This window comes from Hahella sp. CCB-MM4, from assembly GCF_002260525.1.
GTDB lineage: Bacteria > Pseudomonadota > Gammaproteobacteria > Pseudomonadales > Oleiphilaceae > Hahella.
Genome location: NZ_MRYI01000012.1, coordinates 18480 through 34517, shown reverse-complemented (window position 1 = coordinate 34517; position 16038 = coordinate 18480). Strand labels below are relative to the sequence as shown.

Sequence of the window (16038 nt, the reverse complement as noted above, 5' to 3'; positions counted from 1 at the left end):
GATCAAATACCGAAATTACTACCAATTATGCGTACGCAAAGCGGAAAAAGCAGACTTACTGCTGGGAATCGTCGTCAGACTCATGGTCAACCGGCGACCGACCGTCTTTGGCTCTTGCCTGCTGGATGAGTTCACCCATCCTCTGAGCCTGACCAATAGTACGATCATAGTGAAAACGTAACTGTGGCATTACCCGCAACTTGATAGCCCGTCCGAGCTCGGCTCGCAGAAAGCCAGCAGCCTGCTTCAGCACTTTTAATGAGTCATCAATCGCAGTCTTATCATCTACATCACGTAGACTGAGAACAGTGACATAAATATCTGCATATGACAGGTCCTTACTGACCTTGACCATATTGATTGTCACCATACCAAGCCGGGGATCTTTAAGTTCGCGCTGAATTAATTGGGCTAGATCTCGTTGAATCTGATCGCCAATACGATCCAAGCGGCTATATTCACGTGCCATTATAAATACCTTTAACGATCTGGGAGCCCAGCTCCCAGATCTATGCAGCCAAAGTTGCGATTAGAGCGTGCGCTCTACCCGGACACGATCAAACACTTCGATCACATCGGCAACTTTAACTTCGTAGTTGCGCACCCCGATACCACACTCGGTACCAGACCGAACTTCGGCAACATCGTCTTTGAATCGACGAAGTGAGTCCAGCTCGCCTTCGAAGATAACAATGTTGTCGCGCAGCACCCGTATCGGCTTGTTTCTATACACAACACCTTCTGTAACCATACATCCAGCCACCTGACCGAACTTAGGACTCTTAAAGGTGTCGCGAACCTCTGCGATACCAACAATATCTTCGCGATATTCTGGCGCCAGCATACCGGTCAATGCTTTCTTCACATCATCGATGATGTTGTAGATAACACTGTAATAACGCAGCTCAATACCTTCCTTCTCGATGATCTTACGGGCAGAGGCATCGGCACGAACGTTAAAACCAATGACAATCGCACCGGTTGACAGCGCAAGGTTAGCATCAGTTTCCGTGATACCACCCACACCACTGGCAACGATCTTGACCTGAACTTCTTCATTACCAAGATCATTCAGCGCTGCAGACAATGCTTCTAATGAACCACGAACATCTGTTTTGACAACCAGGTTAAGTTCTTTAACTTCACCTTTACCCATGCTTTCAAACAGATTTTCCAGGTTAGCGGTCTGTTGACGCTGTAAACGGGTTTGACGCTCTTTACTGGCACGGAACTCAGCCACCTCACGAGCCTTCTTCTCGTCTGAGACGACAAAGAATTCATCACCAGCATCCGGGGTGCCATTCAAGCCTAAAATCTCGACTGGTATAGATGGTCCAGCCAGCTTTACCTGCCTGCCGTTTTCATCGACCATTGCACGGACCCGACCATAACAGCCACCGGCCAGCACGATATCACCCTGATTAAGGGTCCCATTCTGAACCAATACGGTTGCTACAGAACCACGCCCTTTATCCAGGCTGGACTCAATAACAACACCTTTCGCCGGAGCATCAGGAACCGCCGATAATTCAAGCATTTCAGCCTGGAGAAGCACAGCTTCCAACAGTTCATCAATACCCTGCCCCGTGTGGGCCGATACTGGAACAAACTGGATATCACCACCCCAATCTTCAGGAATGACGTCCAAAGCAGCCAGCTCGCTCTTAACCCTATCGGGATCAGCTTCTTCTTTGTCCATTTTGTTAACAGCAACCACCAGAGGCACACCAGCACTTTTCGCATGCTGAACAGCTTCCTCTGTCTGAGGCATTACGCCATCATCTGCTGCAACTACCAAAATGACGATATCTGTACACTGAGCACCCCTTGCGCGCATAGCAGTAAACGCCGCGTGCCCAGGAGTATCCAGGAATGAGATCATGCCTTTGGGAGTATCTACATGGTAGGCACCAATGTGCTGAGTAATCCCCCCAGACTCACCGGCAGCTACTTTAGCACGGCGAATATAGTCCAGAAGTGATGTCTTACCATGGTCAACGTGACCCATAACACTTACTACGGGCGCTCGGGTACTAACTTCACCTTCGTATGAAATAGCATCCAACACTTCGGTCTCCACCGCATCTTCCTGCAGCAGCTTAACCTTGTGTCCCATTTCCTCAGCTACCAGCTGAGCAACGTCCTGATCTATTGATTGGTTGATTGTCGCCATGACGCCCATTGACATAAGCTTCTTGACAACCTCAACCCCCTTCACCGACATTTTTTGTGCCAGCTCAGTTACGGTAATGGTTTCCGGAATAATAACCTCTCTTACAATAGGCTGCCCTGATTTATTATCGGCAGGCCCCTTGTGTTTCTTGCGTTTTTGACGAACCCTTCTAGGCGCAGCTAGAGTCTGCTCCTCAATTTCGTCTTCAAGTGATTCGTCAACCGCTGCCACCTTCACTTTAGGCTTTTGCGGTACCGGCTTGGGCTTATGTTTCTCCCGGCGCTTGATTTCTTCTGCATCAAGCTCTTTCCCTTCAGATTCTTCCTTGTGTCGACGATGCTTACTCTTCTTCTCCGCTTTATCATCCAGGTCAGACGCATCTTTGTCTTCGCCTTCTGCAGCGGGAGTTTCGCCTGCTTCAGAAACCGGCTCAGATTCTTCCTTAGTTTCAGTCTCATCAGCCTGCTTGGCTTCTTCCACTTCAACTATCTCTTCAGCTTCCTTGGAAACCTCTTCGGCAACCGGTTCAGCCGTTTCCGCTTCGACTGCTGCTTTCGCTTCTTCTACAGCCGCAGCTTCCATCTCTACTTTTTCTTCATCTGCAGCTTTTGCAGCAGCCTCAGCTGCGCGAGCTGCTTCTTCTTCCTTAGCCGCTTCTGCATCTGGAAGAACTTCACTTCGCTTGATATATGTACGCTTTTTGCGAACTTCCACATTCACGGAACGATTCTGTCCCGCTTTCAGAGTGGTAGTGGTCTTGCGCTTAAGAGTAATTTTCTTAGGCTCTGCCGAGGATTCACCGTGGCTCTCTTTCAAAAATGCGAGCAACCGCTGCTTTTCATCATCGGTTACCAGATCTTTTTCGCTACGCTGATTTAGTCCCGCATCTTCAATCTGCTTAAGCAGACGCTCTACGGGAGCCCCTACGTCCTGGGCAAGCTGTTCTACTGTCACTTCTGCCATGCTTGTCTCCTGCCTCCCGTTATCTTACTGCTGATCATCGAACCAGGGTTTACGTGCCGTCATTATTAATTGAGCGGCCCGCTCTTCATCAACCCCTTCGATATCCAGGAGGTCATCTACTGCCTGTTCTGCCAAATCTTCCATTGTGATAATACCTTTACTGGCAAGAACAAATGCCAGGTGCTTATCCATGCCTTCCATATTAAGAAGATCGTCGGCCGGCTCTGCCTTATCCAGCTGCTCTTCACTGGCGAGTGCCTGGTTAACCAATACGTTCTTCGCCCGTTTACGCAGCTCTGTCACCAGGTCTTCATCGAAGCCTTCAATTGCCAGCATCTCTTCCATGGGCACATAGGCCACCTCTTCAAGAGAGGTAAAACCTTCCGCAACCAGAAATTCGGCCAACTCCTCATCAACATCCAGCTGATCCACAAAGTTGGTTACGAACTTCCCATACTCCTCTTCTTGCTGCTTACCGGCTTCCTCTTCGGTCATCACGTTGATATCCCACCCGGTCAACTCAGCTGCCAGCTTTACATTCTGACCGCCTCGACCAATAGCCATTGCCAAGTTCTCTTCAGAGACAGCAACGTCCATCGTATGAGTATCTTCATCAATGATAATAGAGGCGACTTCTGCGGGAGCCATGGCATTAATTACCAGTTGGGCGGGATTATCGTCCCACAGAACAATATCGATACGCTCATTACCCAGTTCACCGGAAACTGCCTGAACCCTTGAGCCACGCATACCGACACAGGCGCCGACAGGATCAATTCGACCGTCATTGGTTTTAACCGCAATTTTTGCCCTGGAACCAGGATCCCTTGCGGCGGCCTTGATCTCGATAACTTCCTCAGCGATCTCGGGAACTTCAATACGGAATAGCTCAATCAACATTTGCGGATTTGAGCGACTTAGAATTAACTGGGGGCCCCGGTTATCGATACGAATCTCAAGCAACAATGCCCGGACACGGTCTCCAACACGAAAAGTCTCACGCCCGATCAACTGATCTTTTGGTAACAACGCTTCTGCGTTATTACCGAGATCAACAATAATGTTGTCCCGGGTAACTTTCTTAATTGAGCCATTGACCAGCTCGCCGACACGTTCGCGGTAACTGTCAACGATCTTACTGCGCTCAGCTTCACGAACCTTCTGAACAATAATCTGTTTAGCGGCCTGGGCACCAATACGACCAAAAGCAGCCGCTTCGACTTCTTCTTCATGAATGTCGCCCGGCTTCAGCTCTGAACTGATTTCTTCTGCTTCTTGCAGGGTCAGCTCTGTTCCCAACGCAGGAACGGCATCATTATCAACAACAAGCCATCTCCGATAAGCACTGTATTCACCGGTTTTACGATCGATATCGACGCGAATATCAGCTTCTTCGTCTTCATAGCGCTTTTTGGTCGCTGTCGCCAAGGCAAGCTCAATAGCTTCAAAAATAACGTCTTTATCAACGCCTTTTTCGTTTGAAACGGCCTCAACAACCAATAATATTTCTTTACTCATTTTTACCCCGTATCCCCATCAATACTGCGGCACAATATTCGCTTTATCGATAACTTCCAGTGGGAAGGTGAACTCTTCATTGTCCACCCGCATTACAACCTCAGAATTCTCAACTGCCGTGAGTGTTCCTTTAAACTTGCGACGTCCGTTAAATGGAACTTGCAAGCGAACTTCTATGACGGATCCGACATATGCCTGGTACTGACTCTCTTCAAACAGGGGACGGTCCCATCCAGGCGAAGACACCTCTAGCATGTATTCACCTGCTATTGGGTCCTCAACATCCATAACGGCACTCACCTGCCGACTGACCGCTTCACAGTCCTCGACAGTAATGCCCTCTTCTTTATCAATAAAAACACGCAGGACACTTTTTCGACCCTGGGCCAGATATTCTATCCCCCAAAAAATATAGCCTAACCCTTCGACAACAGGCCTCAACATTTCGATAAGTTGATCGCGTCGTGCCAAAAAAACCTCCATCAGCCTAACCAGCTGAAAACTCAAACAAAAAATGGGCCCTAAGCCCATCCTGAATGCCGTTATTTTCAACAGCTAATAAAAAACCCCTTATAGAAGGGGTTTTTACAACATGCTTCCCACAGGAACAGCGCGACAAATTATATAGGCTGCCCTTAAACCAGGTCAACGCCTGATCAAGAAAGCATCGGACTTACGCCCATATTCAAAAGATGGTGCCGAAGGCCGGACTTGAACCGGCACGACCAGAGGCCACTACCCCCTCAAGATAGCGTGTCTACCAATTTCACCACTTCGGCAAATCTATTTGTAACCAGACTAACGTCCAATCACCTTATTCGAGGACCGGCTTCCCTTCGTCAGCCGCAGCTTCTTCTGCAGGTGGAGGAGTCGCATCATCCAAAGCAGGGACTGCCTGCTCAGGAGCACTCTCAATCACTTGCGGAACAAAATCCTGTTGAGCAATTTCTTCAGATTTTTGCTTGGCAAAAACCGCAAGGGCGAAACTGCTTACAAAAAACACAATAGCCAAGAGGGATGTCATTTTGGTCAGAAAGTTTCCACTTCCCTGAGATCCAAATAGAGTCTGAGAAGCGCCAGCTCCAAACGCGGCCCCCATGTCAGCCCCTTTACCTTGCTGCAGCAACACCAAACCTATCACGCCAGCAGCGACGATAACATGAACCACTACAACCAGAGTTTCGATCAACTCCATTACACATCCACCTTAATTACCCGCTGCAGCAATAATTGCAGCAAATTCTTCGGCTTTCAACGATGCACCGCCAACCAGTGCACCATCAATATCCTGTTGCTGAAACAACTCACTGGCGTTTGATGCCTTTACGCTACCACCGTACAGAATTTGAATTCTATCGGCCACATCGCCACAAACTTCCCGCAAGCGATTTCTTAGCACTTTATGCATTGCCTGCGCATCTTCAGCAGAGGCAGTCTTTCCAGTTCCGATTGCCCAAACGGGTTCGTAGGCTATAACCCAGCGTTCATCAGCCTTTACTTCTGCCATGGCGCCATCTAACTGGGAAACACATACATCTTCAGCCCGACCAGCCTCTCTTTCTTCGAGAGTCTCACCGACACACACAATCGGCCTGAGATCAGCATTCAATGCCTTTTTTACTTTGGCGGCGACATCCGAATCACTCTCACCAAATATTGCACGCCTTTCAGAGTGCCCGAGAACCACCCAACTTGCGCCCACTTCTTTCAGCATTTCAGCAGTCACCTCACCGGTGAAAGCTCCACTGTCATGGGCAGAGCAATTCTGAGCACCCACTTCGATCTTACTACCCTGCAAATCATTTGCAACGCCTGCAAGATATACTGCAGGAGGGCTCACCAACACGTTCACATCCGGCCCAAAGGAACACTCTTTCAGAGCACTCAACAGAGACTTGTTTGACACCAAGCTACCGTTGGACTTCCAGTTTCCAGCCACCAATTTTGAACGCATTTTGCCTCCCGGATCGCAGCGAGGCGCAAATACTACCGAAACTGGATCTAAGATACAAGCAGTTAATCGCCACCAAAAAGATCAGCAGCAATATAACCGCTTTAGAAGGCTCTTAGACTGCCTTTTCTACCGCTCTAGCCAACTCTTGGGTTACAGCGACAACCAATTCTGAATCCTCACCTTCAGCCATCACCCGTATTACAGGCTCCGTTCCTGAAGGCCTCAAAAGAACTCGCCCCCTCCCTGCCAACTGCTGCTCCGCTGCTTTTACCGCCACCTGGATCGACTCAATTTCTATATCGATCTTTTGCGAAACCCGGACATTAATCATATGCTGCGGCAACTTTGTCATTCCCTGTTTCAATTCATGCAGAGAACGCCCCTGACACACCATCGCAACCAACACCTGAAGAGCAGAAATAATCCCGTCACCGGTAGTCGTACAGTCAAGACATACGATATGCCCCGAACCCTCACCTCCAAGCGCCCACTGATTTTCCTGCAGCTTCTCCATCACATAGCGGTCACCAACTTTAGCCCTGACAAACGGTATACCCAGACCATTGAAAGCCAACTCAGCACCAAAATTTGTCATCAAGGTTCCCACTACGCCGCCTTGCAATCGTCCGGTAGATTGCTTGTCTCTGGCAATCACAAAAATAAGCTCATCACCATCGACAATCTCACCTTTATGATCCACCATGACCACACGGTCACCATCACCATCAAAGGCAATACCAAGATCCGCCCCAGACTCTATCACCTTGGCAGCCAATGCCTCCGGATGAGTTGAGCCCACCTGATGGTTAATATTCAGACCATCAGGGCTCACCCCCATGGTCTCAACTTTAGCGCCCAGCTCCCGAAATACACTTGGAGCCACTTGATAAGTCGCCCCGTCAGCGCAATCCAAAACTATTTTCAAACCTGACAGAGAGAGATTAAACGGAACCGTACTCTTACAGAACTCTATGTAGCGCCCCTTCGCATCCTCAAAGCGTGCCGCCTTGCCTAACAGGCTCGAATCACAGACCTGCATAGGCTGACGCAAATGATCTTCAATCTGCAATTCAACCTCATCAGGAAGCTTGGCCCCTTGAGCGGAAAAAAACTTCACACCATTGTCATAATGAGGATTATGGGATGCACTAATCACAATACCAGCACAAGCCCTGAAAGTTCTGGTGAGATACGCGATAGCCGGCGTCGGCATTGGTCCCAACATAGCCACGTCCACTCCCGCAGCCGCGAGCCCTGACTCAAGTGCAGACTCAAACATGTATCCAGATATTCGTGTGTCCTTTCCTATTAACACTCTATTCCGCTTCCCTTCTTGCCGAAATACCTTTCCAGCAGCCCATCCAAGCTTCAACATAAATTCAGGGGTTATGACACCTTCGCCCACCTTTCCGCGAATGCCATCTGTACCAAAAAACTCTTTACCCACTTATCACCTCATAAATTCTATAGGTCTCGCGACTTCCTAACGGCTACCGCCACTTTTACCGCGTCCACCGTAGCAGCCACATCATGCGCCCGAATAATATGCGCGCCATTATACACAGCCAGCGCCGCCGCAGAGAGGCTTGCAGGCAACCTTTGATCAACATCCTTACCTGTAATCATCCCCAGCATGCTTTTACGCGAAATCCCAGCCAGCACAGGAAACCCCAGATCCACAAATCCTTCAATCTGATCAAGAAGCCTTAAATTGTGCTCCAACGTCTTACCAAATCCAAACCCCGGATCAAGGATAATACGCTCTCTCTCAACCCCTTGCAGAACAAGTGACTCTACCCGCCCCATGAGATAATCCTTCACCTCTTGAACAGGGTCCTTGTAGCGAGGATCATCCTGCATTGTCTGAGGCGTCCCACGCATGTGCATCACACAGACCGGCACACCTGCTTCAATGGCAGCTTCAACCGCCCCCGGTCTCTCCAGGGCACGCACATCATTAATCAGTCCTGCCCCCAGCCGCACACCCTCACGCATAACAGAGGCTGTACTGGTATCCAAAGAGACAACGACATCAAACTCTCTACAAACAGCCTCCACTACCGGACAAACCCTATCCAGCTCATCGGATTCAGACACCGGAGCGGCACCCGGCCTCGTAGACTCTCCACCTACATCGATAAAAACAGCTCCCTCGGAAACCATTTTTTCCACCTGCCGCAGCGCCGCATCTAGCCGGTTAAAGCAGCCACCATCAGAAAAAGAATCCGGCGTTACGTTAAGCACCCCCATCACACAAGGGGTAGAAAGATCGATCGTTTTACGAGGAAATTGAACACGCATGGAATTTTGATAACCGCCAGAATAGTAATTTCAGTGTAGCACCCCAAACAAAAAGACCCGGATTAACCGGGCCTTTCAAAAGAGTCGGAGACTATTAAACAGTTCCCGCAGGACCACCTATCGGTCCGCCTTTAGGGTCTACCCCCTTCGGAGCTCCCCCCTGCACCGAGTCAGGAGTTACTTTTGCTCCACCAGGAGGATCCGAATCCCCCCAACCTTTTGGCGGATTAGGTTCTCTTCCAGCCATAATGGCATCGATCTGCTCACTATCGATGGTCTCATACTTCATCAAAGCATCGGCCATCATATGCAGCTTATCCATATGATCGACAAGAATTTGCTTAGCACGCGCATAACAGTCATCAATAATGGTACGGATTTCATCATCTATGCGCTGCGCAGTTTCAGGAGAATAGACTTTTTGTGCATGACCAGCACTACGACCAAGGAACACTTCCTGGTTTTCGTCGTCATACATCAGCGGGCCAAGCTTTTCAGACAACCCCCATTTGGTGACCATATTTCGCGCCAGCTCCGTTGCCCGCTGAATATCATTCGAAGCACCGGTCGTCACACCCTCAGAGCCTAACGTGATCTCTTCAGCGATACGACCACCGAACAAACTGCAAATCTGACTGATCAGCGATTGACGGCTATGACTGTATCGATCTTCTTCAGGCAGAAACATGGTAACACCCAAAGCTCTGCCACGAGGAATAATACTCACTTTGTACACAGGGTCGTGTTCCGGCACCAGCCGCCCGACAATTGCATGCCCGGCTTCATGATAGGCAGTGTTCCGCTTTTCTTTCTCGGACATCACCATGGATTTACGCTCTGCACCCATCATGATTTTGTCTTTGGCCAACTCCATTTCCTGCATGCTGACAGTGCGCTTATTGGCACGCGCCGCAAACAATGCAGCCTCATTCACCAAGTTGGCCAAATCAGCCCCTGAAAATCCAGGAGTACCGCGCGCAATAACCGCAGGATTGACATCATCCTCTACCGGCACCTTGCGCAGATGCACTTTCAAAATCTGCTCACGACCAACGATATCCGGCAACCCTACAACCACCTGCCTATCGAAACGACCTGGACGCAACAACGCCGGATCCAACACGTCCGGACGGTTGGTTGCAGCAATAACAATCACACCTTCATTGCCTTCAAACCCATCCATTTCGACCAGCAACTGGTTCAAAGTCTGCTCACGCTCATCATGACCACCACCCAAACCCGCGCCACGATGACGGCCCACAGCATCGATCTCATCAATAAATATGATACAAGGCGCCTGCTTCTTTGCCTGATCAAACATATCCCTGACACGAGAAGCACCAACACCGACAAACATTTCCACAAAGTCAGAACCGGAAATAGAAAAGAACGGCACTTTTGCCTCACCGGCAATGGCTTTGGCAAGCAGTGTTTTACCGGTACCAGGCGAGCCAACCATCAGCACACCACGAGGAATCTTTCCACCAAGGCGCTGAAACTTGCTCGGATCACGAAGAAAATCAACAATCTCCTTCACCTCTTCCTTCGCCTCATCAACACCAGCAACATCAGCAAAGGTGGTTTTAATCTGGTCCTCTCCCATCAGACGAGCTTTACTCTTGCCAAATGACATCGGCCCCTTGCCACCGGCACCGCCCTGCATTTGCCGCATAAAGAACATGAATACCGCGATAATCACCAGAATCGGGAAAGATGCGACCAGCAATTGTGTCCAGATACTTTGTTTTTCCGGCTCACGCCCCTCGACAACCACATCATTCTTGAGCAGATCACCAATCAGATCGATATCCGTGACCGGGGGTCGTATTGTGGTAAAGCGGGAACCATCCTGTCGCTCACCATCTATCGTCAGCCCATCAATAGCCACTTTCCGCACCTGGCCGTTATCAACCATTTGCAGGAACTCGGAGTAATTAAGCTTCTGCGCTGACGACGGAACATTAAAATTGTTAAAAACTGTCAGCAGAACAGCCGCTATGATCAGCCAGAGTAATAAATTTTTAGCCATATCGTTCAAGGGCCAACCCTCTTTTAACTTCTAAAAGTGTATCTCGCACATTTGGCGGGACTATACCCGATATCAACCAGAACCTTACTATATGTCCTGGCCATACGCCATATTGCCCCGCATAGAATTTAGCTAAGAGCATCATTAATTTTAGCTCATTAACCGCCCTTAAACCCCTTTGCCACCAGATAAGTTTCTCTTGACCGGGATCTTGAGGCATCAGGCTTTCGAATCACCACAGTGGAAAACTTTTGACGCGCGTCCTTTAACAACTCATCAAAACCAACACCATGAAAAACCTTGGCGACAAACACGCCATTCTTTTTCAACACCCTATCCGCCAGATCCAGTGCCAATTCCACCAAATACATAGCCTTAGGGATGTCTACAGCCTTCATCCCACTCATATTGGGGGCCATATCTGAAATTACAAGGTCGACCGGACGCTCATTCACTAATTGCAAAATATTTTCGAGGACTTCATCTTCTGTAAAGTCTCCCTGAACAAACTCTACACCGGCAATATTATCCATCGGCAGAAGATCGCAGGCGATAACCACACCTTTATCACCAACCTTTTCCGCCACAATCTGCGACCACCCCCCAGGTGCAGCCCCCAGATCGATCACCGTCATACCAGGTTTCAACAGCTTATCGAGCCTGTCCAACTCCAGAAGCTTATAGCTGGCACGGGACCTATAACCATCCTCCTTGGATTTTTTCACATAAACATCACTATGATGCTCCTGCAGCCAGCGATTACTGGATTTAGAACGCGCCACGATATCACCTCAAAAATTAAAATTAACCTTGCTGAGCATCTTTGCGACAAAAAGCCACCTCAATAGCGGCAAAAGGCTCGGATTCACAGCAGGCTTCAGCTAAAATGTCGCCATTATTTACCGGAGTGTTTATTCCCTATGGCTTTATCTATCGAGCAGCGCAAGCAATACAAAGCGATTGCCCACCACTTAAAACCTGTCGTCATTATAGCCGGAAACGGCGTTACTGAAGGCGTAATTGGCGAACTGGAGAGAGCGCTGACGGACCACGAGCTTATCAAGGTCAAGATCGCCGCCGGCGAACGTGATGAGCGGGCAGAATTGGTTGAAGAACTCTGCAAAATGGTTCGTTGCGAGCTGGTCCAGCTAATCGGAAAAACGGCTATATTGTTACGTCGCAATCCGAAGCCCAACCCCAAACTGTCCAACATTCTTCGCGCGCAGGCCGGTAAAAGTCAGACCGGTAGAAGATAGTCTGTTCGATGCCTGCACACCGGACAGCCCACCTGCCCCCAAAATAAAAAGAGCCGGATTACAGCAATCCGGCTCTTACATTGACGAAACTATTCTCAGGCGTGACGAACTTCTTCGATTTCGTATTCGACCAACCCGCTTGGAATTTTGACGACAACCACATCACCAACCTCTTTTCCAACCAATGCACGAGCAATTGGCGAAGAGATTGAGATTTTGTTCTGCTTGATATCAGCCTCATCGTCACCAACGATAGTGTAGGTGCTCACCTCATCAGTATCGAGATTAATGATATCCACCGTCACACCAAAAATAACCTTACCGGTATTAGGGATAGACGACACGTCAATCACCTGACACATCGACAACTTGCCTTCAATCTCCTGAATCCGCCCCTCAATGAAGCTTTGCTGCTCTCGAGCAGCATGGTATTCAGCATTCTCTTTCAAGTCCCCGTGCTCACGCGCATCAGCAATCGCTTCGATCACTTTAGGACGATCTACGGTTTTTAAACGGCTTAACTCTTCACGCAGGGCTTTCTCCCCTGCTTTAGTCATAGGTACTTTATTCATAAAACCTTTATCACTTTCCTTAGGCGAACAGAAAACAAAACTTAGTTCGCCGCGTGAATATCCTGCAGCCTGTTAACTTCATGATCCTGCCCAACCCTGATAGCACGACAGAACGCCTCGCCACCGGTCAGGGTTGTAGTATAGGTCACCTTGTGTCGCAAAGCTGATTTACGAATTTCTGCAGAGTCCGCAATCGCCTTTCTGCCTTCAGTGGTGTTGATAATCAGATCCACTTCTTCATTCTTAATGGCATCGACAATATGCGGACGACCTTCACGCACCTTATTGATTTGCTTCACTTCGATCCCGGCATCCTGTAACACCTGGGCCGTTCCACCAGTCGCCATAATGCGGAAACCGCTTTCAACCAGACTGCGTGCAACACTCACCGCACCAGGTTTATCCGCATCACGTACACTGATAAATGCAGTCCCTTTGACCGGCATAAGATCCCCACCGGCAGCAGCCGCTTTGGCAAACGCTTCATCAAAAGTACGCGCGATCCCCATCACTTCACCGGTAGACTTCATTTCCGGCCCAAGAATCGGGTCAACACCCTGGAACTTGTTGAACGGGAAGATCGATTCTTTCACATTGTAGAACTTAGGTACAATCTCATGAGTAAACCCTTGCTCTTCCAGTGATTTACCAGCCATCGCCAGCGCCGCCACCTTGGCCAGGGACATACCAATTGCCTTAGACACAAACGGCACCGTCCGGGAAGCCCGAGGATTAACCTCGATAACATAGATATGGCCATCCTGATACGCCAACTGAACGTTCATCAAACCTACCACCTGAAGTTCAAGCGCCATTTTGATAACCATTTCGCGCATCTGATCCTGCACGTCAGCAGCCAGACTATAAGGCGGCAAGGAACAGGCCGAGTCACCGGAATGCACCCCAGCCTGCTCAATATGCTGCATGATGGCACCGATCACGACGGTTTTGCCGTCAGACACGGCATCAATATCCACCTCAACAGCCGCATTCAGGAAGTGATCCAGCAACACAGGACTATCATTGGAAACCATTACGGCCTCACGCATATAGCGCTTGAGTTCGACCTCATCGTAAACAATTTCCATTGCCCGTCCGCCCAATACATAGGAAGGACGTACCACTAACGGGTAGCCGATCTCCTTGGCATGGGACAGCGCCTGCTCCAGACTCCGTGCGGTTGCATTGGGTGGCTGCAGCAGCCCAAGACGGGTAATCATCTGCTGGAAGCGCTCACGGTCTTCGGCGCGGTCAATCGCGTCAGGCGTGGTACCAATAATGGGAACCCCGGCATCTTCCAGACCGCGCGCCAATTTAAGAGGAGTCTGACCGCCATAATGAACGATAACCCCTTTGGGTTTTTCGACATCTACGATCGCCAACACATCTTCCAGTGTAATCGGCTCAAAATACAGACGATCCGAAGTGTCATAATCTGTAGAAACCGTCTCCGGATTACAGTTGATCATAATGGTTTCATAACCATCATCACGCAGCGCCAGCGCTGCATGCACACAACAGTAGTCGAACTCGATTCCCTGACCAATTCGGTTAGGACCACCGCCGATTACAATAATTTTTTCACGATCACTAGGCTGCGCCTCGCACTCTTCATCATAGCTGGAGTACATATAAGCCGTAGAAGAAGCAAACTCAGCTGCACAGGTATCCACACGCTTATATACGGGACGCACACCAAAATCATGTCGTTGCTTCCGCAGCGCTTTTTCATTGATTCCAAGCAACTGAGCCAGACGCTCATCGGAGAACCCTTTGCGTTTCAGGCGACGCATGCGCTCAGCAGTAAGATCCGACAATGCCAGTTTGGTTAACGCCTCTTCCTCTTTGATCAGATCCTCAATCTGAACCAGATACCAGGGATCGACCATACAGTGCTCAAATATTTCCGCAACAGTCATCCCCGCACGGAATGCATCACCGATATACCAGATACGATCAGCAGTGGGCTGCTTCAATCCGCGAACCACGGACTCATCCGCATCTTCCGCAGTCAAATCCAGCTTCGGATCAAAACCACAGGATCCAACTTCCAGGCCTCGCAATGCTTTCTGCATAGACTCCTGAAAATTGCGACCAATCGCCATCACCTCACCAACAGATTTCATCTGCGTGGTCAGCGTAGGGTTGGCTTGTGGAAACTTCTCAAACGTGAATCGTGGAATCTTGGTTACAACATAGTCGATGCTAGGTTCGAAGGATGCCGGCGTTGCACCGCCCGTAATATCGTTCTGCAACTCATCCAGGGTATAGCCGATGGCCAGCTTCGCTGCGACCTTGGCAATGGGAAATCCAGTCGCCTTTGATGCCAAAGCCGAAGAACGGGATACCCGAGGATTCATCTCGATAACCACCATCCGGCCGGTCTCCGGGTCCATACCAAACTGCACGTTGGAACCACCCGTTTCGACACCTATTTCACGAAGTACCGCCACCGACGCATTCCGCATCAACTGATACTCTTTGTCAGTCAGGGTTTGCGCAGGAGCGACAGTGATCGAATCACCTGTATGCACTCCCATAGGATCAAAATTTTCGATGGAACAGACGATGATACAGTTGTCGTTTTTGTCACGCACAACCTCCATCTCATATTCTTTCCATCCAATCAGCGATTCATCAATCAGCAGCTCACTGGTCGGCGACAGCTCCAGCCCCCGCTCACAAATCTCGATGAACTCTTCTTTGTTATAGGCGATACCACCACCGGAACCACCCATGGTAAATGAGGGACGGATGATGCAGGGGAAACCGATCTGATCCAGCACCTGCATCGCCTCTTCCATGCTGTGAGCAATCGCAGCTCTGGGCGTTTCGAGACCGATAGCTTTCATGGCCCGGTCAAAACGTTCCCGGTCCTCCGCCTTATCGATGGCATCCTGAGTCGCACCGATCATTTCCACGCCAAACTTGTCCAGCACACCTTCACGAGCCAGATCCAACGCACAGTTCAACGCCGTCTGCCCTCCCATGGTAGGCAACAGCGCATCAGGACGCTCTTTCTCAATGATCTTGGCCACCGCCTGCCAGCTGATTGGCTCAATATAGGTGGCATCCGCCATGGCTGGATCCGTCATAATGGTGGCGGGATTGGAGTTAACCAAAATGACTTTGTAACCTTCCTCGCGCAGGGCTTTACATGCCTGTGCGCCGGAATAGTCGAATTCACACGCCTGCCCGATAACAATGGGACCGGCACCAATGATGAGGATACTTTTAATATCTGTACGTTTAGGCATCTGTAACGTTCTTCT

At 49.6% G+C, this 16038-nt stretch carries 13 protein-coding genes and 1 tRNA gene; 1 reads left to right on the top strand and 13 read right to left on the bottom strand.

Annotation, left to right across the window (positions count from 1 at the left end; translation table 11 throughout):
• Positions 1–55: 55 nt before the first annotated feature.
• The 11 genes from rbfA to rlmE all read right to left on the bottom strand — a co-directional run bounded on the left by rbfA (position 56) and on the right by rlmE (position 11720).
• Positions 56–469, bottom strand: coding sequence for a 30S ribosome-binding factor RbfA (gene rbfA, locus BTA51_RS18825; protein ID WP_094710076.1), 414 nt, complete (start codon positions 467–469; stop codon positions 56–58).
• 60 nt (positions 470–529) lie between these two features.
• Positions 530–3136, bottom strand: coding sequence for a translation initiation factor IF-2 (gene infB / locus BTA51_RS18820; RefSeq protein WP_094710074.1), 2607 nt, complete (start codon positions 3134–3136; stop codon positions 530–532).
• Positions 3137–3160: 24 nt separating this feature from the next.
• Positions 3161–4654, bottom strand: coding sequence for a transcription termination factor NusA (nusA, locus tag BTA51_RS18815; RefSeq protein WP_094710072.1), 1494 nt, complete (start codon positions 4652–4654; stop codon positions 3161–3163).
• Positions 4655–4672: 18 nt separating this feature from the next.
• A complete protein-coding gene (gene rimP / locus BTA51_RS18810; RefSeq protein ID WP_371333203.1) occupies positions 4673–5125 on the bottom strand; it encodes a ribosome maturation factor RimP in 453 nt (150 codons plus the stop codon).
• Between the two features lie 222 nt (positions 5126–5347).
• A tRNA-Leu gene (locus BTA51_RS18805) sits at positions 5348–5433 on the bottom strand.
• Between the two features lie 35 nt (positions 5434–5468).
• A complete protein-coding gene (secG, locus tag BTA51_RS18800) occupies positions 5469–5849 on the bottom strand; it encodes a preprotein translocase subunit SecG (RefSeq protein ID WP_094710070.1) in 381 nt (126 codons plus the stop codon).
• Between the two features lie 12 nt (positions 5850–5861).
• Positions 5862–6608 carry a triose-phosphate isomerase gene (tpiA, locus tag BTA51_RS18795; protein ID WP_094710068.1) on the bottom strand — a complete coding sequence of 249 codons (747 nt, stop codon included), beginning with the start codon at positions 6606–6608 and terminating at the stop codon, positions 5862–5864.
• 112 nt (positions 6609–6720) lie between these two features.
• The gene (gene glmM, locus BTA51_RS18790) at positions 6721–8055 is read right to left on the bottom strand and encodes a phosphoglucosamine mutase (RefSeq protein WP_094710066.1); all 1335 of its coding nucleotides are present in this window, start codon (positions 8053–8055) and stop codon (positions 6721–6723) included.
• 17 nt (positions 8056–8072) lie between these two features.
• Positions 8073–8909: a dihydropteroate synthase gene (gene folP, locus BTA51_RS18785; RefSeq protein WP_094710064.1), complete on the bottom strand. Its 837-nt coding sequence runs from the start codon at positions 8907–8909 to the stop codon at positions 8073–8075.
• A 94-nt stretch (positions 8910–9003) separates the two neighbouring features.
• The gene (gene ftsH / locus BTA51_RS18780) at positions 9004–10947 is read right to left on the bottom strand and encodes an ATP-dependent zinc metalloprotease FtsH (protein WP_371333202.1); all 1944 of its coding nucleotides are present in this window, start codon (positions 10945–10947) and stop codon (positions 9004–9006) included.
• A gap of 149 nt (positions 10948–11096) precedes the next feature.
• Entirely contained in the window at positions 11097–11720 is a 624-nt protein-coding gene (gene rlmE, locus BTA51_RS18775) for a 23S rRNA (uridine(2552)-2'-O)-methyltransferase RlmE (RefSeq protein WP_094710060.1), read from the bottom strand.
• 138 nt (positions 11721–11858) lie between these two features.
• Here rlmE and yhbY point away from each other — a divergent pair, with 138 nt between their 5' ends.
• Positions 11859–12194 carry a ribosome assembly RNA-binding protein YhbY gene (gene yhbY / locus BTA51_RS18770; RefSeq protein WP_094710058.1) on the top strand — a complete coding sequence of 112 codons (336 nt, stop codon included), beginning with the start codon at positions 11859–11861 and terminating at the stop codon, positions 12192–12194.
• A 95-nt stretch (positions 12195–12289) separates the two neighbouring features.
• Here the strand turns inward: yhbY and greA are convergent, their stop codons facing one another.
• On the bottom strand, positions 12290–12766 hold the full coding sequence (gene greA / locus BTA51_RS18765; protein ID WP_094710056.1) for a transcription elongation factor GreA: 477 nt from the start codon (positions 12764–12766) through the stop codon (positions 12290–12292).
• 41 nt (positions 12767–12807) lie between these two features.
• Positions 12808–16023, bottom strand: a complete 3216-nt coding sequence (gene carB, locus BTA51_RS18760) for a carbamoyl-phosphate synthase large subunit (RefSeq protein WP_094710054.1) — start codon at positions 16021–16023, stop codon at positions 12808–12810.
• Between the last annotated feature and the right edge of the window lie 15 nt (positions 16024–16038).